Raw genomic sequence first — 18,548 nt, 5'->3', positions numbered from 1 at the left:
CTGATTATAAAGGAGAGTCGCACTTCAAAATAGAATCCACCACTCCCACCTGAAAAGCGCGATAAGATAGATTATGGTAAATGATGGTATCCGTAGAATCTCCGCTGATGCGGTTATCGTCCTGCTCAGAGTTTAATAACCCGCTGCTGCCGCGCACTGTCATAGCCCGCTTCGATCAGTTCGATCACCGCGATGGCCTCCTGGGCCGTAACAGGATTGCGGGCACCTTGGCGCACAGCCGCCTGAAATGCAGTGTAAAAGCAGCGGTAATCACCGGTCAGCGCCATCACATCCTCCTGCACGACCGCGCCATCCATGATCCGGGTCAGTCTGGCCGGTGACGGGTCGTTCCCCCAACCGGCGCAGCCCGGTATCCGTCCGGCCTTCAGCATCTCTTCCTGGTGGTCCAGGCCGTATTTGACAAAACTGCCGCCATCGCCATGGGCTGCAAAACGCAGCCGGCTGTCCGGTGTCACCATGGAACCATGCAGGACAGCGCGTAAACCGGTTTCATAGCCCAAGATGGCGTGGAAATAGTCGGGCGCGCCATTGCCGCGACGTTGGGTGATAATGTCCGCGAAGATGGTCGCTGGTCGGCCGAACAGGCACAGGACCTGATCAATCAGATGCGGCCCCAGATCATGCCAGAGCCCGGCGCCGGGCACGCTGGCCTGCTCCCGCCATCGGTCGCGCATGACCGGGCGGAACCGATCAAAATGGCTTTCAAAATGCGTGAGCCTTCCCAACACCCCTTGTCGCACCAGATCAGCCAGGACCAGAAAATCTGCGTCCCAGCGCCGATTATGGAAAACCGATAGAAGGCCGGCAGATTGGGCTTCCAGCGCTGCCAGGTCACGCGCTTCGTCCAGGGTTACCGTGAACGGTTTATCCACGACCACATGTTTGCCGGCATTCAAGGCACGCCGCGCCAGATCAGCGTGGGTATGATTGGGTGTGGCGATGACAATCAGATCCAGCGCCGGATCGGCCAAGGCGGTGTCAATATTCGATAATACCGGCACGGCTGGCCAGTAGGAGCGCACCTTTTCCGCGTTCCCGGACACGATGGCGGAGAGCGCCAGTCCGGGCGTTGCCGCAATCAACGGCGCATGGAACGTCTGGCCGGCATAGCCGAAGCCGACAAGGGCTGTGCGCAGCGTCGCCATGCTTCGTCCTTTCAAAACAATAAGTTACTGGGGATTATTGATCCCCCTGCCCGCCGGGTACCAGGACCATGCCATCATAGCCTGGCTCGACCCCAGATGGCAGCATGCCCCGCAGCGTGGCGTAATCCATCGATTGGTTCATGTGGGTCAATATGGCCCGGCGTGGCCGCAGCCGTTCGATCCAGCCGCGTGTGATCTCCCAATGGGCATGCACTGGGTGGGGTGGCTCAAGTCGCACACAATCCACAATCCAGGTATCGACACCTGCCAGGACGTCGAAGGCTGCATCCGACAAATGCACGACGTCCGTTGAATAACCGATCGGGCCAAACCGAAATCCAAGGCTTTCTGAATAGCCGTGATCCTGAACAAACGGAAAAATCTCTATGGAACCAATGGTCAGGGGGCCATTAATGATATTCGGGATCAGGACAGGACGCGGGAAATGGGGCGGCCTCACCTCTGCTGCCTCAAAACAATAGTCAAAGCGGCGGGTCAGAATGCCCATTGTGGTGGCATCGCCATAAAGCTGCACCGGCGCATGTTGCAGCCAGTTCACCGCCCGCAGATCATCAATACCATGGGCATGATCGGCGTGGGCATGGGTGTACAGCACCCCATCCAGCCGCCGCACCCCGGCGTCATTCAACTGTTCGCGCATGTCCGGTCCGGTATCGACCAGGATAGTGGTATCCCGGTTCTGCACCAGAATGGACGGCCGGCGGCGACGGTTGCGGGGTTCTGTCGGATCGGCATGGCCCCAGACATTACCGACCAGCGGCACCCCGCCCGACCCGCCGCAGCCCAGGATGGTGACACGCAGATCATCCATCGCGGACACTTACGCCGCCTTCACAGCCGAAGCCGGCACCGTATTGAAAAGGCGCAGAAAATTAGCCGTAGACAGGGTGGCCATGCTTGCCGCATCCACGCCCTTCACCGCGGCCAACGTCGCGGCCGTGTGGGCAACAAAGGCCGGTTCGTTCCGCTTGCCCCGCATCGGCACGGGCGCCAGATAGGGTGCGTCTGTTTCAACCAGCAGCCGGTCCATCGGCACCATGGAAGCGGTATCGCGCAGCTCTTCAGACTTTTTGAAGGTCAGGATGCCGGACAGAGAAATGTAGAAGCCGATTTCCAGTGCCTGTTCAGCCAGTTGCCGGCTGCTGCTGAAGCAATGCAGGAGACCGCGCAGACGGCCCTGCCCCTCTTCGCGCAGGATGCGGATCGTATCCTCATCCGCATCGCGGGTATGGACGATGATGGGCAGATCAGTCTCCAGACAGACACGGATGTGGCGGCGGAAGCTTTCCTGCTGCACATCGCGCGGCGATTTGTCATAGAAATAGTCCAGCCCGGTCTCCCCAATGCCAACGACCTTCGGCTGTCGCGCCAAACGCAGCAGTTCGGCTTCGCTGCACAGGGGAAATTCTTCAGCCGCCTGATGCGGATGCACACCCACAGTGCAATAGACATCGTCATAATTCATGGCGATATCATGGACTTGGCCGAACCGGCTGATATGGGTGCAGATGGTCAGCATCAGTCCCACACCTGCGTCCCGCGCGCGCTGCACCACCGCATCACGCTCTGGTGCGAAGTCGGGGAAATCCAAATGACAGTGGCTGTCAACCAGCATCACTTCGCCTCCTCCGGTTCAACGTAGCGCGGGAAGGCCGGGGTCGGAGGCGGCAGCATTGTGCCGGGCGTCAGCGGATTGGCCGCCAGATTGGCAAAGCCACGCTGGTCAGCCGGCACCATCAACAGATCCAGGATACGGTTGCTGGTCTCGGGCATAAAGGGCTGGGTCATGATCGCCAATTGGCGGATGACATCCGACAGGGTGTAAAGCACTGTTCCCAGCCGCACCGTATCAGTCTTTGACAGGGTCCAAGGGGCCATGTCCTGGACATAGCGGTTGGCGTCGTCCACGACGCGCCAGATTGCATCCAGCGCCTTGTTGAACGCCTGTACGTCCAGTTCCGCCCGAACAGCATCCAGCATGCCCTTGGCAGCATTCAACAGGGCGTGGTCGTCATCGCTCAGCACGTCTGGTGCCGGCAACTGGCCACCATGATACTTTTGAATCATGGAGAATACGCGTTGGCACAAGTTGCCGTAACCATTGGCCAAATCGACATTGATCCGCTGCGCCATGGCGCGCCTGGAGAAGTCGCCATCATTGCCGAACGGGATTTCCCGCATCAGGAAATAGCGGGTCTGGTCCAGGCCGTAGGTGTCAATCAGATCGGCGGGCTTCACCACATTGCCCAGCGACTTCGACATCTTCTCGCCTTCCACCGTCCACCAGCCATGGGCGAACACACGGCGGGGGAGCGGCAGTTTGGCCGCCATCAGGAAGGCCGGCCAATAAACAGTGTGGAAGCGCAGAATATCCTTGCCGACCATGTGCAGGTCTGCCGGCCAGAACTTCGCGAAGTCCGCGGTCGTATCGGGATAGCCGACGGCGGTGATGTAGTTGGCGAGCGCGTCCAGCCAGACATACATCACATGCTTGTCATCCCCCGGAACCTTGATGCCCCAGTCAAACGTGGTCCGGCTGATCGACAGGTCACGCAGGCTGCCCTTCACGAAGCTGATCACCTCCGACCGCTTGCCCGACGGCATGATGAAGTGCGGCTGTTCCTCATAAAGCTTCAATAACGGATCGGCATAGGCAGACAGGCGGAAGAAATAGCTAGGCTCCTCCACCCACTCCACTGGGGCGCCGGTGGGCGCGAAACGCTGGCCATCCCGTTCCGTCAGTTCGTCTTCGTTGTAATAAGCCTCGTCACGGACAGAGTACCAGCCATTATAGCTGCCCAGATAGACATCACCGCTCTCCAGCAGACGTTCCCACAGGAACTGTACAGCCTTGATGTGGCGGGCCTCGGTGGTGCGGATAAAATCGTCATTGCTGACATTAAGTAACTTGGCCAAGTCCCTGAAATTCTGGGAATTCTTGTCTGCCAGTTCCTGCGGGGTGGTTCCGAACGCTTCCGCTGACTTCTGGACCTTCTGGCCATGTTCGTCGGTACCGGTCAGGAACTTGACGTCAAAACCATCCAGCCGCTTGAAGCGGGCCATCACGTCGCAGGCGATCGTCGTGTAGGCGTGGCCGACATGTGGCGCATCGTTCACGTAATAGATCGGCGTGGTGATGTAGTAGGGCGTGCGCCCGGACATGGGACTTCTCCGCGAAAGAACGGGGTTCAACCGGCGGCGGCAGCTTCGATCCGCGACAGCACCGACATCAGGGTCTGGCGCTTGTCGAGATTGGCGGATTCCGCCTTGGCGAACATATGGTTGGTGTTCTCCCACACCTCCACCCAGCGATCAAGGTTACCCGACCGTTGGCTCCCCTGCATCAGGCGATGGACAAGGGCGGCTTCGCCGGGCACGACTTCCGGCGGAACGGTGCCGCGCGCGCCGGCGCGGGCAATGCGGCCCAGCCACCAGCCGATCAGGTCAGTGACCGCAACCCAGTTCGCTTCCTCGTTCCCGCCGCGTAAAGTGGCGTCGATGAATGCGTAGGCTTCAATGATATCCAGCCGTGGCAGGCTGTCGAACACGCCCAGCATGGCCTTGTACAGGGTCAGACCACCGGCATTATGTAATTCCATCGCCCGGCCAATGCTACCTTCCGACAGGCGGGCCAAGGCGGTGCGCTCTGCCTCCTCCAGGTCCGGTAGATAACGGAACAACAAACCCTTCACCTGCGTTTCGGTCAACGGTTCCAACGCCAGTTTGCGGGTGCGTGACCGGATGGTGGGCAACATGGCGCCGACATTATCGGCAACCATTAAAATCAATGCTTTGGCGGGCGGTTCCTCAAGAATTTTCAGAATGGCATTCTGACCACTGATGTTCAGTTGATCCGCCCCATCCACGATGACCACCCGCCAGCCGCCCTCTGCCGATGTCAGCCTCAGGAAAGGTGCAATCTTGCGGATTTCATCGACAGGGAGGTCGCGTTTGAACCGCTTACGTTTTTCGTCCCAGGTGCGCTGGACGGTCAGCAGATCGGCATGGCCGCCGGACGCGATGCGGTGACAGACCGGACTATCTGTATCAACAATCAGGCTGGTCGGATCAGGCGGCGGGCCGAACAAGCCCATCTCCTGCTCTCCTGGCAACCCCTTGGTCAAAACAAACCGTGCCATCCGAAAGGCCAAGGTCGCCTTGCCGATGCCGGGCGGTCCACCGATCAGCCAGGCATGGTGCATGCGTCCGGAGTTCCAGCTATCCAACAGCAATTGCTGCGCGGCGGCGTGGCCTTCCAGATGGGTGTTGCGACGCGGGTGAAAGGCGTCATCGGCTTCATGCGGCTGCCCGCTCACAGCGCCACCCCCAGCCGGTCAGTGACAATGGCACGGATGTCAGCCTGAATGCGGTCGATCTCGGCTGAGGCATCCACCATTACACAGCGCAAAGGTTCAGCCTTAGCAATGGCTTGGTACCCTTCCCTCAACCGCTCATGAAACGTGACCTGCATCCGTTCATAACGGTCCTCGCCCCCGCGACGCGCGGCTGCACGGGCCAAACCCTTGGCCGGATCAATATCAAGGATCAGCGTCAGGTCGGGTGATGTGTCGCCCACGGCGATATCGCGCAGGGCAGTCAGCACGCCATGATCCAAACCATGACCATACCCCTGATAGGCCATGGTGCTGTCGGCAAAGCGGTCGCACAGCACCCATTGACCAACGTCAAGTGCAGGTCGGATGGTCCGCATGACATGGTCATGGCGTGCCGCAGACAACAGCATCGCTTCACTGACTGGCAGCCAACGACCGGGTTCACCATTGACCAGCAGATCGCGTACCGCTTCTGCGCCGGGTGAACCACCAGGCTCCCGTGTTGTCACCACTTCAATTCCGGCGGCGCGCAACGCCTCTGCCAGAAGGCGGATCTGGGTGGATTTTCCCGCCCCCTCGCCGCCTTCCAGGGTGATGAACCGACCGCGCGCCATGGCGGTTACGGGGCCGGTGCGGCGGCGGGTGCCGCCGGTTCAGCGGACCCGCCGCCAATGAAGTGCGATAAAGCCGCCCCCATGCGCCCGAACAGACCCAGTTGCTCTATGTCGGTGCCGGCCAGCAGCGGCAGTTCCAGCGTGTCCATGCCCGGTGCAGCGATGGTCAGGGTAGCCAGCCGGGTTCCCTTTTTCACCGGTGCCGGTACCGGGGCGTCCGCCTTCACGCTGACCTTCATCTTCTGTTTCTGGTCATGGGTCATGGTGATCTTCACCTGATCTTGAATGACCAGGGGCACCGTTGGCGTGACGCCCAGCCAGACCGGCAGGCTGTCCACGGTCTCCCCCGCCTTGAACAGGGTGACATTGTCAAACTCACGCCAGCCCCATTCCAGGATACGCGCACTTTCATCGGCACGGGCCTGCATGTTGGGCAGACCATTCACCACCAGGATCAGGCGGCGGCCATCGCGTTCACCAGAGGCAATCAGGCCATAGCCGGCAGCTTCCGTATGACCGGTTTTGATGCCATCGACACCCATGTTTCGGTAAAGCAGCGGATTACGATTGCCTTGTTTGATCCCGTGATAGGTAAAATCCAGCTCAGAGTAATAATGATAGTGATCAGGGAAATCCCGAATCAGATGACGGGCCAGGATCGACAGGTCACGGGCGGTGGAATAATGGTTGGGATCTGGCATGCCTGACGCATTGGTCAGGTTGGTGTTGGTCAGGCCCAGTTCCCGCATTCGTTTTGTCATGGCAGCCGCAAAGGCCTCTTCGGTGCCGGACATGCCTTCGGCCAGCACCACACAGGCATCGTTGCCCGACTGGATCACCATACCGCGAACCAGATCCTCGACCTTGATGTTGTTGCCGAGTTCCACAAACATTTTGGAACCCTGAACTTTCCAGGCGCGCTCGGACACAGGCAGCGTGTCGTCCAGCGACAGGCGCCCCTCCTTGACCCTTTCGAACAGCATATAGGCCGTGGCCACCTTCGACATGGAGGAGGTGGGCATCCGTTCGTCGGCGTTCTTTGCGAACAGCACCATGTTGGTTTCGGCATCGACCAGGATGGCTTCCCTGGCAATGGTGTCCAGATCGGCCGCCATGACCGGCAGCGCCGACACCGTTAACAGAAGGGCCGTGGCGATGCTGCGGGCGACACCCTTCATCCGATGTGCGATCCGAATATCCATCTTTCTCTTCAACCCTTTACAACAGAAACAGGTGGAAACGCGTCCCATGCAACAGTGGGGCGGGACCGGTCGATATGTCCAGCGTCCTGCACCACCGCGACAGTATGTGTCATCGTGGAAGCCGGGGGGCGACCGTTGATTGGCTGGCCAGGGCCCCTCAATCCACGATGATCTTGGCCTCCGAGGTGCCCGCCTGGAGAACCTGCGCCAACACTTCGTCGGCGCGTTCGACCTGATCGAACGGGCCAACCCGGACCCGGAAATATTGCTGCCCGTTGACCATGGCGTTCGACAGGTTGGTCGGCGCGATGGAGTTCAGCTTTGCTCGCAGCCGGTTGGCATTGTCATAATTGGCAAAGGCGCCGGCCTGGATATAGATTTTGCCTGGTTTTGCGGGCAAGGCACGCTGCTCAACCACGGGGGCCGGCAGGAAACGGCCATCGTCGGTGGTCGTACCCGCCACGGTCGTCGGGGCGGCAATCGTGCGCGGCGGCACCGGCGCTGCCTGTGCGACACGGGGCGGAATGGCGCTGCCGGGCGCGGCCTGGGCCCCAGCCGTGGGCGGCAGCGGGGTGGCCTCCACTGTCACGCGTGGACGTGGCGCGGCCTGTGGCACGGGCCCGCCATCGGGAGAAACACCGGCGACCTGGCTGCTGGCATTCATGGCGGCGGCAGCGATGGCACGGCTCTCTTCAGCCAGAATCTCAACCCGCACCTTCGCGGTGCCTTGCTGATCAAAGCCCAGCAACTGTGCTCCCCGTCGCGACATGTCGATGATACGACCGGAGACAAACGGGCCACGATCATTGATCCGCACAACGATGGAGCGGCCATTTTCGAGATTGGTGACCCGCACCAGGCTGGGCATGGGCAGGGTCTGATGCGCCGCCGTCAGTTCATTCTCGTTATACTGTTCCCCATTGGCAGTGAGCTTCGTATGGAAGCCGGGACCGTACCAACTGGCAATACCGGTTTCGTTATAGCCGTAATCGACACGGGGATAATACCAGACACCATCGATCTGATATGGGTTGCCAACCTTGTAGCTGCCGCCCGGCGTTGGGGCCGGGGCTGCCGGGGCGGGTGCTGCGGCTGGCGGTTTAGGGGGTGGGGACGCAGCACAGCCGGCCAGCCCCGCTACGGTGACACCCAGGACTGCCAATCTTACAAGATTTGCCCGCACCATACTTCCCTACCCCAACCGATTGTGGTCGCAGCCTACATCAACTCATTTGCCAGAGCCAATATGGTCGGCAAGAATTCCGACCGCAGTTGCGAAATAGGTCGACCGGTTCCAGTCCATGATGGTTCGGTAATTGCCATAGACCAGGAACGCCCTGCCTTTCGGCCCATCCGGCTGCACCAGCCAGGCGTCCATATTGGCCTTGGGCAGCGCTTTGCCATCGGCAGAGCGGACCCCGCGTTTCGCCCAGGCCGACAGGGACAGCGCGGGCTTGTCCAGACCAACCCAGGCTGCCGAATCAGCTCCCTTGGGCAAGCGCACGGCGCGGCCCCAGGTCTGCTCGGTTTTCCAGCCCACAGTAGACAGGTAATTGGCGGCGGAGGCAAAAACATCGGCATGGGTGGTCCAGATATCCCGCCGCCCGTCGCCATTGCCATCTTGAGCATATTTGAAAAAACTGGAGGGCATGAACTGGCATTGCCCCATGGCCCCGGCCCAGGAGCCCAGCATCCGGTCCGGGGCGATATGCCCTTCATCCAGGATGCGCAAAGCCGTCAGCAACTCACCTCTGAAAAAGGCACTCCGGCGACCGTCATAGGCAAGGGTGGCCAGCGCATCAATCACCTTGAACCCGCCCATATTGCCACCGAAATCCGTTTCCATACCCCATAGCGCGACAATGAAACGGGCTGGCACCCCGTATTTGTTCGATATCTGCGTCAGCAGGGCCTTGTGCGTCACCATCTGTTCACGCGCCCGCTTGATGCGGGTTTTGGTCACAGCCCGCGAAAGATAGGTCTCAAAGCTGATGGTGCGTTCGGGCTGTCTGCCATCCAGTTCGAGAATACGGGGAATGGGGGCGATGCCGGTCAGCGCAGTCTCAATTGTCGCGGGGCGAATGCCCTCGCGCGCGGCTTCCTGTTTCAACGTGCCCAGCCATTGCTGAAAATCAGGCGCGGCCTGGGCGGGGGAGCCAAGCAGCCCGACCAGCAGCAGGCCCGCCGGCAACAGGTGCCGAAGGCGGCGGCTGATGGTCGCTTCCGTCATCATCTTGGGTCCTCCCGGCTGCACTGGACCCATGGGTTGTGGCATGTGCTGCCCCGCTACGGCAAGTGCCAGGGTGGGCCTATAACAGTGGGGCCTGTCACGGGGCGGGCAGGATCGCCGGAATACGGCCCGCCAGCCAGTAGGTCAGCAATCCCCGCCATTCATGGGCGCCGATCTCGGTACGATCCAGATTTTCAGACAGGTTCAACCCGAACCGCAGGGCCTCTGCCCGGTTGGCATTGAACCCGACCGGGTACGCAATGAAGGTCGTGGTGGGGATTGCCGCCCGGAACACCCCGATGGCGCGTGGCATATGGGCAGCCGACGTAACCAGCAGCCAGCGACCGCCGTCGGTCAGAAACGGCGCAGAGTTGACCGCGTTCTCCCAGGTATTGCGGGACGCCCCCTCCAACTGCACCCTGCTGGTATCGGCGCCCCACCCGGCCAGCAATGCTGTCACGAATGGGGCCTCCCGTTCGCCCGGTGTTCGTGGATCACCGCTACCCCCCGTAAAAAGGACGGCCGCGTCGGGAAACTGCCGCATCAGGCCCGGCAATACCGTCAGCCTTTCTGCATCCCGGTTTAACTGTGGTGCGCCATGTTCCCGTGACCCAATGGGCATCAGGGCTCCCCCCAGAACGATGATGCCATCCACCGGCCCGATTTGGGACAGATCCGGGGTCGCAAAACGCTGTTCAAGGGGTATCAGCAGCCATATGGACAAGGGGGTGGTGGCAATGAGCAAAAAACCGATCGTCGCTGTCAGGATCAGCCGACGGCCGACCGGCCGTCCCCGCCAGATCAACACCAGACCCGTCAGCAGCAAAAGCAGCAACAGGTTTCCTGGCGAGGTCAGAGCGGCCAACAGTTTGCCCAGGCCGAACCCCATGTTGTCATACCCTTGTTCAACGTGGCGGAAACGTGCGGAAAACCATCACGGTCGAATATTGTTGCTAACTATGCCAGAAAATAGTCATCCGGTTCATTGATGCGTTCCATCGGCATTACGAATGTGCAATGACCTTACGCGAGCCGACATGTGGTGGCTATGGAGCCGGGGTAAAACCGGTATGACATGCACAAGTTTCCAAACAGGCTCGGGAAAACTTAAGGTCCCGGAAGGCCGCGTAATGGGGTGTGGTGGCAGTGCTGACATGTTTTGACCCCTGCACTCCTTCACTGATCTGATCCGGGACTACGGAACAAAGCCGTCGTGACCTTGTCTAGCATAATGCCCCCTCATTCGGCTGCTGCGGCCGACTATATCCCTCGCGATGCTGTGACCGGCGTTTGGGAGATGCGGCCCTTTGCGACTAGGGTCGGGGAGATTATGGCCCGTCATGGCGGTACCCTGATTGCGGGTCTTCTGGTGGTGGAGTTTGACCGCCTGCCGCAACTTTTCCGCGTACATGGGCAGGAGGCGCTGGACCTGGCGATGGCCACGCTGGTGAAGCGTCTGGTTCCAGCCTGTGGTGCCAATGATCTGATCTGTCGATTCGCCCAGACCCAGTTCGCCATTTTCCTTCCCGGCCTTGACCATGCCGGCAAGGCCCTGTTCGCCGCATCCGCCATTGCCAATGCCATGGGCGAACCGCTGATCATCGAAGGCCAGAAACTGTTTGTCTCGGCCAAGATCGGTGTGGCTGTGTCGCCCAACGATGCCACCGATGGCCCTGCCCTGATCCGCAATGCCTGTGTTGCCCTGGAACAGGCGGTGAAGTCGGGCACGGCGAATTACCTGCATTTTACCCGCTCCATGCGGGACGATCTGAAGGAACGCCTGGATCTGGAGGATGAATTGCGGGCCGCGATCCGCGACAACCAACTCGTCCTGAATTACCAGCCCAAGGTTGCCATCCATGGTGGTGAACCGGTGGGGGGAGAGGCGCTGCTGCGCTGGCAGCATCCCAAACGGGGGATAGTGCCGCCCGGTGTCTTCATTCCAACCGCAGAAGAAACGGGCCTGATCGTCCCGATCGGCGAATGGGTTCTGCGCAACGCTATCAAACAGATCCGCGAGTGGCTGGATGCGGGCCTGCCGCCCATCCAGATTGCCGTCAACGTATCGGAGCGGCAATTCCGCTGGGGGCATCTTCCGGCATTGATCGACGTGCTCCTCTCTGAGAGCGGTATCCCGCCCCATCTTCTGCAGCTCGAAATCACCGAAACCATCCTGCCGGAAGATCTGGAAGGCGCCTTGCAGCAGATGCGTTGGATCGCTGACCGCGGGGTGGCGCTGGCGCTGGACGATTTCGGCACAGGCTATTCTTCACTGTCTTATCTTCGCGAATTGCCACTGGACTGCCTGAAGGTTGATCGCAAGTTCGTGATGGATATGGAGCGGGACCAGAGCACCCGCCACATTGTCGAAGCCATTGTGGCCATGGCCCAGGCCATGGACTTGAAGGTCGTGGCAGAAGGCATTGAAACCCCGGCACAATGGGAAATCCTCAAGCGTTTGGGCGTCGAGGAAGGCCAAGGTTACCTGTTTTCCCGGCCCATGCCGGCTGACGCTTTTGCGGAATTCATCCGCCACGCCGCAAAGCCGGTTTAGGCTCTTTGATCGCGCACGCCCTGGCCTAGGCCTTCTTCTCCCAGCCGCCGGTTTCGTTCTGCTGCCAATAAGTCAGCTCATCGCCGTCCGCCTTGGCCTGACGCCAGCGGTCGCGGGCGGCTGCCACTGCGGCAGGGTCATTGCCGTCGAACAGATCACAGATCAGCCCGACGCCAGACAAACCCTGACCATCGACCCCGTCGGTCAGAAACAGCACATGGGCCTCGTTGGGGGGGCGTTCCGGCATCCCGTCATCCACGGCATGGATCAAGATGGGCTGATGCTCCACTTGGCCATCCTTGGCTGTGCCGTGGGGCAGAAAGCTGTCGGGCCGGAAGGTCCAGAGATGCTGGTTCAGCGCTTCTGCCCGTTCGCCGCTGCCGGTCAGGATCAGGACCCGCCAACCCCGTTCCAGCGATTTTTCCAACAGGCCCGGCAGGGTCTGCTCCAGCGTCTTGCGCGTCAGATGATAGAAGCGCCGCTCCGTCATGTCCGATCCCGAGCCGATAATCCTGGTCCAGGCTTTAGCATAAAGCGGCGCTCCGGGGCTATTTCCCCATCTCCACCGTCAGCCCATATTCCGGTACCAGCCTGGCGCCTTTCAGCGTGGCAACCTGCCCGCCGGCTTCCTGTTTCGGTTTCCATTCCTCCTGGATATAGATCGGGGCGTCGGCGCGCAGCGGCATGACGGTCAGATTGAGGGGCTGGCGGATCTCCGCCGCGAAACGTTTCAGGGCGATACGCCAGGCGGGGCCATTGAAATAATGATCATCGATCAGGCGTACGCCGCTGAACAGGCGCCCGACATCGCCCTGGTAATCCAGTTCCAGCCACAGATCGGCTACATCTGCCAGGGCATTGTCGGGAATGATGATCCGCCAGGCGGCGGAACGGCCGTAGGTTTCGGGTGCGGGTTGCATAGCGGCCTTGGCAGGGCCGCCAATCCGGATTGGCGGGGCCGTCCCGGCATCGCGAACCTTCTCGATGCGCGCCTCCAAGGGTGGTTTTGCCGGTACATGCTTCTCATAGGCGGTGAACAGGCCGTCCGGCACACCGCCGCTGCCAAGGGCTGGCAGGGTCAGATAGCGAAAATGATGGTCGCCTCGTTGACGCATGGCAAATCCCTGATCGACGGCGAACAAGTCGGCTGCGCTGATCACCGCCACGTCCCCGTTGCCCCGACGCAGAATGGTCAGGTTTTCTGCCTGTTCCTGCGTCAGGATCAGCAGGCGCTTGGTTCTCCCCCCCGCAGTAAAGCCGACGACGGCCCCTGTGCCGGGTTTAAGTCCGCTGATGACCTGACTTCCATCGCGCTGGTCAATCCTGGCCCCGCTTGCCTCGACATCGGTGGCGCCGCTCAAGGCTAGTTCTACCGGAATGCCAGGTTCCGCCTGCAGGATATGGGTTTCAATGCCCGCTACCATGATCCGTGTCACCGGCTGTGCGGTGGCATAGGACAGACGTGCGCCACCCAGGTCCATGTTCACCGGCCAGATAAAATGCGATCCAGTCGGAAGGCTGATGGGGGTGGAGGGGAAGCTAATGCGCCCACCGGGCAGGTCGATGGCGAAACGGGCGTCGTTGACCGTCTGCATCCGGTACTGCCGGACATGGGAGTTGAAAAACACGAAGGCGGCGTCGCCAGCGCTGCGCACCGACCAGCGCGGGGTCGATAGGTCATCCAGCGCGCGGGGCAACAGCGTCGGCGCCTGCGGCACCATTGGCGCCAATTGGTCACCATAGGCGGCGGTGAACAAGTGGAAGGGCCGCACCGCCCGCAACACCGGCCGCATGTCGCCATACTGACCAATGGGGGCTTGGAAATCATAGCCGATGATGGGCGTATCGTTATGGCCATGGATGCCGGTATTTTCCTCCAACGTCGTCCGGCCTTGCGGGTTGCGCCCCCCATGGAACATGTAATAGCCGAAAAGGTTCACACCGGACCCGATCTGAACCGGCAGCATGGCAGAGATGTCGGCGGGGGCGATCACGGCCCGGCGGCGATACATGGCTGGAACACCCCCACCATATTCGGCGCCCAGAAAGGGGGTGTTGGGGATGTCGGGATCGGCATCACCCCGCCGCGTCGCTACCGTCTGCGCCCCCAGATTGCCGCTGACCCGGCTGTCAAACCGAAAAGCATAGGTCTCTTTGGGCGGCAGGATTTCCGGGCTGGCCTTCCAGGGTTCATCTGGATAACCGCCAAACACCGGTACGACCTCGCCGCTCGGATAAACGGTCTGGTCCCAGCCGGTTACCGTATAAAGCGGCACATCAAACCCGGCTGCCAGCGCCAGCCGTTTCAGGGTTGCGATATGGTCCCGCCCCTGGCCCGGCCCTGTCAGATTATACTCATTTTCCAACTGAATGCCGACGATGGGCCCGCCATCCTTCCAGAGAAGGCCCTGCAGCTGTGTTGATATCTGACGGTAATAACGATCAACAAATCCCAGATATTGCGAGTCATTACCCCGTGTTGGCATGGCATCGACTACCCAGTCGGGGATGCCACCATAACGGACCTCTGCATGTATCCAAGGGCCGATACGGGCCATGAATTTCAGACCATGCTTGGCGCAAAGTTCCACAAAACGACGTAAATCCCTGTCGCCCTCCCAGGTGAAGGCACCCTCAACTTCCTCATGATGGTTCCAGATGACATAGCTGGCGACGATGTCGATGCCGGCCGCCTTCATTTTGGCGAGTTGTTCGTCCCAGCCATCGGCCGGGAAGCGACTGTAATGAAATTCGCCCATGGTCGGCATCCAGGGTCGGCCGTCCAGGGTAAGATAGCGGTTATTGATACCGATGGTCCCGCCGGTCGGACTGACACCCTGCCCCATTTTCAGATAACCGGTTACCGGGGCCGTTGGCTGCTTGCGCGCATCAACGGTGAGCAGGGTCTCCGCCATTGCCGACCCCGGCAACAGCAGGCTCAGGGCCAATAAAGCTCTACCCCATTGTTCAATCCGCATCGCATCCTCCCCGCTGCCATTCTGGGTGGGAAGTATTATTATACGATAAATATGATTGCTACAATTTCCTGAGGCTCATCGTCGATCGGAATGCCGTGACCGCAAAAGACCGGCGTCAACGCCGACGCTTGGTATTCTTGCCCCCGAACTCGATACCACCGACATTCAGCCCGCCATCCTTGGTCTTGGCGGCCCCCTTGGTGCGACCACCCTTCTCGGCCTTGGGGCTGTTGCGCGGCTTTTCGCCTTGGGCTGATGCGCGAATGGGGCTGGCGCCAGGGGCAAGGCCCAGGTCGATGGCTTCCAGGCGGCGGATTTCGTCGCGGATCCGACCCGCCTCCTCGAACTCCAGATCCGCGGCGGCGGCGCGCATCTTCTTTTCCAGTTCGGCGATGATGGTCTTGATGTCCTTGCCGGCCAGACCGATGCCTTCTGCTGCACCCGTATCCACCTCCACCCGGTCGCCACGCTCATAGACGCTGCCCAGGATGTCAGAGATGTTCTTCTTGACCGATTCCGGCGTGATGCCGTGGACCGCGTTATACTCCAACTGTTTAGCCCGACGCCGCGCCGTTTCTTCCAATGCTGCTTTCATGGAGTTGGTTTCGCGGTCGGCATAAAGGATGGCGCGGCCTTCGACGTTACGGGCCGCGCGACCAATGGTCTGGATCAGGCTGGTCCGGCTGCGCAGATATCCTTCCTTATCGGCATCCAGAATGGCGACAAGGCCGCATTCAGGAATATCCAACCCTTCGCGCAACAGGTTGATACCAATCAGCACATCAAACACGCCCAGACGCAGATCACGAATAATCTCAATCCGCTCAAGGGTTTCGACGTCGGAGTGAATGTAGCGGACCTTGATGCCCGCCTCCATCATATATTCCGTCAGCGCTTCTGCCATCTTCTTGGTCAGCGTGGTGACCAGCACACGCAGTCCCTTGGCCGTCACCTCCCGTACCTCCGCCATCACATCATCCACCTGGGTATCGGTGGGACGGATGATGACTTCGGGGTCGACAAGGCCGGTAGGGCGCACCACCTGTTCGGTAAACACACCGCCTGTCCGCTCCAACTCCCAATCGCCGGGCGTGGCGGAGACAAAAACGGTCTGCGGACGCATGGCGTCCCATTCCTCAAACTTCAACGGGCGGTTATCGGCGCAGGATGGCAGGCGGAAACCATAATCGGCCAGGGTCGATTTGCGCATGAAGTCGCCCCGGTACATGCCGCCCACCTGCGGCACCATCACATGGCTTTCATCGACAATCAGCAACGCATCTTCGGGCAGATATTCAAACAGGGTCGGCGGTGGCTCGCCCGGATTGCGGCCCGACAGATAGCGGGAATAGTTCTCGATGCCGGCACAGGACCCGGTCGCCACCATCATTTCGATATCAAAGGTCGTACGCTGCTCCAGACGCTGTGCTTCAAGTAATTTTCCTTGTGGAACAAGCTCTTCCAACCGTAATTTCAGATCACGCTTGATCTGCTCCACGGCCTGGAACAGGGTTGGTTTCGGCGTGACATAGTGGCTGTTGGCATAAATGCGCACCTCCTTCATGGAGGCCAGTTTTTCACCGGTCAGCGGGTCGATCTCATTAATCGCCTCCAACTCATCCCCGAACAGTGACAGGCGCCAGGCGCGGTCTTCCAGGTGCGCAGGGAACAATTCGATCGTATCGCCGCGCACCCGGAAAGACCCACGGCCAAAGCCGGCATCATTGCGGCGGTATTGAAGCTCAACCAATCTCTGAAGAAAGCCTTGACGGTGCAGGATCTGCCCAACCTGCAACGGAATGGTCATTTCCGAATAGGTTTCGACCGAGCCGATACCGTAAATGCAAGAGACCGAGGCCACGATGATGCAATCTTGCCGCTCCAGCAGCGCGCGGGTTGCGGCGTGGCGCATGCGGTCGATCTGTTCATTGATCGAGCTTTCCTTCTCGATATAAGTATCGGTGCGGGGCACATAGGCTTCCGGCTGATAATAATCATAGTAGGAAACAAAATACTCTACCGCATTGTTTGGAAAGAAACTTTTCATCTCTCCATAGAGCTGTGCCGCCAGTGTCTTGTTTGGCGCCAGGATCAGGGTCGGGCGCTGCACCCGCTGGATCACATGCGCCATGGTGAAGGTTTTGCCCGAACCCGTGACGCCCAGCAGGACCTGGTCCTTTTCTCCGCGCATCAGACCGTCGGTCAGTTCCTCGATGGCGCGCGGTTGATCGCCCGCCGGCGTGTATTCCGACACGACGGTCAGGGGTTCGATGAACGGCCTCTCCTCCACCTTCACGCGCCACGGCATGGCGGTATCGGAGACAAGGTCACGGGCGGTATCGGGGGCGGTCTGGGTCATGGCCGGTAATCTAAGCCTCTCCGGCGGCGCCGAAAAGGGGCTTGATCTGTTTTTGTTCACGTATCTGACACGGCCTGCCCTGGAACCGGCGGTGCGTTCGTGGTTAACTTTTATGGAACAATCCAACCGGTCGGACGGGTGACAGCCATGGCGGGCATTGTGAAGCAGGTGGCGGGTGTGCTGGTGGGTGTCATTCTGTGCATCCTGATCATCATGGCGGTGGAGATGGTGGGCCACCGCATCTTGAGTGGCGACAGCGTGTTTATGGCGCCGGTTCTGGCCTATCTGCTGGCGGCGGCCATAGGCGGCATCACCGCCATCAAGGTGGCGGGCCAGCGCCGCTGGTGGCTGCCGGGCAGTATCGCCGCCTTTTTGGCCTTTGGCGTGGCGGTCAACCTTACCGCTCTGGACCATCCGGCTTGGTTTGCCCCGGCGGCTGCTGTCGCTCTTGCCATCGGTCTTGTGACCTGCTGGCGTTTGACGGGATCGCGGTGACCGGGCGTCCGATTGGGCTGTTCTTCGAGATAGGGTGATGCAAATTCACTGGACCAAATGGCCCCCACGCCTATAACGGAGTATGTATTACCCGACCGGCAGGGGGCCGGCGCGGCGGTGGGGGAGTGTGACGCGGTGTCTCAGGCGCTTCAAACGGTGGCCAAGCTGGCGCGCGCGGCGGAAAAGGGCCTGCCCATCGGCCCTGGTGCCGTCCGTATGGATGAGGCTGGCGATTTCAGTGTGACCAACCCGACCACGGCGTCGCGACACCATTTTTTCCTGGACGGGCTGATGTTCCATGTCAGCCTGACCCCGGTCGATGACGATACCCTGTTTCAGGTCTGGGCCCAGGTGGGGTATATGCCCTTCACCATCGAATCACCGGAAAAACGGGTGCGCCTGTCAAAAATTCTGCGCGCTGCGGCCCACCTGCAGAACGCTAAATTCACTGTCGATGACAAACAGATGATCATGGTGCTGGGTCAGGCACGTGTGCCGGGCCACCCGACCTTGCCCAACCTCATGTACGAGATCGTGCAGTTCGTGCAGGAGGCTCGGCCCTATTTGAAGGTGTTGGGCCAGTATCTTTGACCAC

Annotated in this window: 16 protein-coding genes; 3 read left to right on the top strand and 13 right to left on the bottom strand. The window is 60.3% G+C overall.

What is annotated here, in order from left to right:
• Positions 1-125: 125 nt before the first annotated feature.
• The 10 genes from CHU95_RS00785 to CHU95_RS00740 form a co-directional block, all read right to left on the bottom strand.
• Positions 126-1,166, bottom strand: a complete 1,041-nt coding sequence (locus CHU95_RS00785; protein ID WP_094452738.1) for an oxidoreductase — start codon at positions 1,164-1,166, stop codon at positions 126-128.
• Between the two features lie 34 nt (positions 1,167-1,200).
• The gene (locus CHU95_RS00780; RefSeq protein WP_245837781.1) at positions 1,201-1,998 is read right to left on the bottom strand and encodes an MBL fold metallo-hydrolase; all 798 of its coding nucleotides are present in this window, start codon (positions 1,996-1,998) and stop codon (positions 1,201-1,203) included.
• A 9-nt stretch (positions 1,999-2,007) separates the two neighbouring features.
• Positions 2,008-2,802, bottom strand: coding sequence for a TatD family hydrolase (locus CHU95_RS00775; protein ID WP_094452736.1), 795 nt, complete (start codon positions 2,800-2,802; stop codon positions 2,008-2,010).
• Positions 2,802-4,349 carry a methionine--tRNA ligase gene (gene metG / locus CHU95_RS00770; protein ID WP_094452734.1) on the bottom strand — a complete coding sequence of 516 codons (1,548 nt, stop codon included), beginning with the start codon at positions 4,347-4,349 and terminating at the stop codon, positions 2,802-2,804. Before metG ends, CHU95_RS00775 begins: the two co-directional genes overlap by 1 nt.
• Before the next feature lie 26 nt (positions 4,350-4,375).
• Complete coding sequence (locus tag CHU95_RS00765) at positions 4,376-5,503, bottom strand: DNA polymerase III subunit delta' (RefSeq protein ID WP_094452732.1); 1,128 nt, start codon at positions 5,501-5,503, stop codon at positions 4,376-4,378.
• Positions 5,500-6,135 carry a dTMP kinase gene (gene tmk / locus CHU95_RS00760; protein ID WP_094452730.1) on the bottom strand — a complete coding sequence of 212 codons (636 nt, stop codon included), beginning with the start codon at positions 6,133-6,135 and terminating at the stop codon, positions 5,500-5,502. The genes CHU95_RS00765 and tmk overlap by 4 nt, the downstream gene beginning before the upstream one ends.
• Positions 6,136-6,140: 5 nt before the next feature.
• The gene (locus CHU95_RS00755; RefSeq protein WP_245837776.1) at positions 6,141-7,337 is read right to left on the bottom strand and encodes a D-alanyl-D-alanine carboxypeptidase family protein; all 1,197 of its coding nucleotides are present in this window, start codon (positions 7,335-7,337) and stop codon (positions 6,141-6,143) included.
• 157 nt (positions 7,338-7,494) lie between these two features.
• Positions 7,495-8,499 carry a septal ring lytic transglycosylase RlpA family protein gene (locus CHU95_RS00750; protein ID WP_245837775.1) on the bottom strand — a complete coding sequence of 335 codons (1,005 nt, stop codon included), beginning with the start codon at positions 8,497-8,499 and terminating at the stop codon, positions 7,495-7,497.
• A 66-nt stretch (positions 8,500-8,565) separates the two neighbouring features.
• Positions 8,566-9,570 carry a lytic murein transglycosylase gene (locus CHU95_RS00745; protein ID WP_245837774.1) on the bottom strand — a complete coding sequence of 335 codons (1,005 nt, stop codon included), beginning with the start codon at positions 9,568-9,570 and terminating at the stop codon, positions 8,566-8,568.
• Between the two features lie 94 nt (positions 9,571-9,664).
• Positions 9,665-10,456, bottom strand: a complete 792-nt coding sequence (locus CHU95_RS00740) for a YdcF family protein (protein WP_094452726.1) — start codon at positions 10,454-10,456, stop codon at positions 9,665-9,667.
• A gap of 342 nt (positions 10,457-10,798) precedes the next feature.
• On the opposite strand from CHU95_RS00740, the gene CHU95_RS00735 reads away from it, so the two are divergent.
• Positions 10,799-12,121 (top strand): putative bifunctional diguanylate cyclase/phosphodiesterase, encoded by a 1,323-nt coding sequence (locus CHU95_RS00735; protein WP_094452724.1) that lies wholly within the window; start codon positions 10,799-10,801, stop codon positions 12,119-12,121.
• Positions 12,122-12,146: 25 nt separating this feature from the next.
• Here CHU95_RS00735 and CHU95_RS00730 read toward each other — a convergent pair whose 3' ends face one another.
• The 3 genes from CHU95_RS00730 to uvrB form a co-directional block, all read right to left on the bottom strand.
• Complete coding sequence (locus CHU95_RS00730; protein WP_094452722.1) at positions 12,147-12,611, bottom strand: DNA polymerase III subunit chi; 465 nt, start codon at positions 12,609-12,611, stop codon at positions 12,147-12,149.
• Positions 12,612-12,669: 58 nt separating this feature from the next.
• Positions 12,670-15,099 (bottom strand): beta-galactosidase, encoded by a 2,430-nt coding sequence (locus CHU95_RS00725; protein WP_094452720.1) that lies wholly within the window; start codon positions 15,097-15,099, stop codon positions 12,670-12,672.
• Between the two features lie 115 nt (positions 15,100-15,214).
• Positions 15,215-17,407: an excinuclease ABC subunit UvrB gene (gene uvrB / locus CHU95_RS00720; RefSeq protein ID WP_094452754.1), complete on the bottom strand. Its 2,193-nt coding sequence runs from the start codon at positions 17,405-17,407 to the stop codon at positions 15,215-15,217.
• 198 nt (positions 17,408-17,605) lie between these two features.
• Here uvrB and CHU95_RS00715 point away from each other — a divergent pair, with 198 nt between their 5' ends.
• The gene (locus CHU95_RS00715) at positions 17,606-17,953 is read left to right on the top strand and encodes a hypothetical protein (protein WP_094452718.1); all 348 of its coding nucleotides are present in this window, start codon (positions 17,606-17,608) and stop codon (positions 17,951-17,953) included.
• A gap of 57 nt (positions 17,954-18,010) precedes the next feature.
• Positions 18,011-18,544, top strand: coding sequence for a hypothetical protein (locus CHU95_RS00710; RefSeq protein ID WP_094452716.1), 534 nt, complete (start codon positions 18,011-18,013; stop codon positions 18,542-18,544).
• Positions 18,545-18,548 lie beyond the last annotated feature (4 nt).

Source organism: Niveispirillum lacus (assembly GCF_002251795.1).
Taxonomy (GTDB): Bacteria; Pseudomonadota; Alphaproteobacteria; order Azospirillales; family Azospirillaceae; genus Niveispirillum; species Niveispirillum lacus.
This window is presented reverse-complemented; position numbering and strand designations above follow the sequence as displayed.

Bases quoted from the DNA above. Each gene is read 5' to 3' on its own strand.
- CHU95_RS00785 (WP_094452738.1), bottom strand. From the start codon at position 1,166: ATGGCGACGCTGCGCACAGCCCTTGTCGGCTTCGGCTATGCCGGCCAG.
- CHU95_RS00780 (WP_245837781.1), bottom strand. From the start codon at position 1,998: ATGGATGATCTGCGTGTCACCATCCTGGGCTGCGGCGGGTCGGGCGGG.
- CHU95_RS00775 (WP_094452736.1), bottom strand. From the start codon at position 2,802: ATGCTGGTTGACAGCCACTGTCATTTGGATTTCCCCGACTTCGCACCA.
- metG (WP_094452734.1), bottom strand. From the start codon at position 4,349: ATGTCCGGGCGCACGCCCTACTACATCACCACGCCGATCTATTACGTG.
- tmk (WP_094452730.1), bottom strand. From the start codon at position 6,135: ATGGCGCGCGGTCGGTTCATCACCCTGGAAGGCGGCGAGGGGGCGGGA.
- CHU95_RS00755 (WP_245837776.1), bottom strand. From the start codon at position 7,337: ATGGATATTCGGATCGCACATCGGATGAAGGGTGTCGCCCGCAGCATC.
- CHU95_RS00745 (WP_245837774.1), bottom strand. From the start codon at position 9,570: ATGATGACGGAAGCGACCATCAGCCGCCGCCTTCGGCACCTGTTGCCG.
- CHU95_RS00740 (WP_094452726.1), bottom strand. From the start codon at position 10,456: ATGGGGTTCGGCCTGGGCAAACTGTTGGCCGCTCTGACCTCGCCAGGA.
- CHU95_RS00735 (WP_094452724.1), top strand. From the start codon at position 10,799: ATGCCCCCTCATTCGGCTGCTGCGGCCGACTATATCCCTCGCGATGCT.
- CHU95_RS00730 (WP_094452722.1), bottom strand. From the start codon at position 12,611: ATGACGGAGCGGCGCTTCTATCATCTGACGCGCAAGACGCTGGAGCAG.
- CHU95_RS00725 (WP_094452720.1), bottom strand. From the start codon at position 15,099: ATGCGGATTGAACAATGGGGTAGAGCTTTATTGGCCCTGAGCCTGCTG.
- uvrB (WP_094452754.1), bottom strand. From the start codon at position 17,407: ATGCCGTGGCGCGTGAAGGTGGAGGAGAGGCCGTTCATCGAACCCCTG.
- CHU95_RS00715 (WP_094452718.1), top strand. From the start codon at position 17,606: ATGGCGGGCATTGTGAAGCAGGTGGCGGGTGTGCTGGTGGGTGTCATT.
- CHU95_RS00710 (WP_094452716.1), top strand. From the start codon at position 18,011: ATGGCCCCCACGCCTATAACGGAGTATGTATTACCCGACCGGCAGGGG.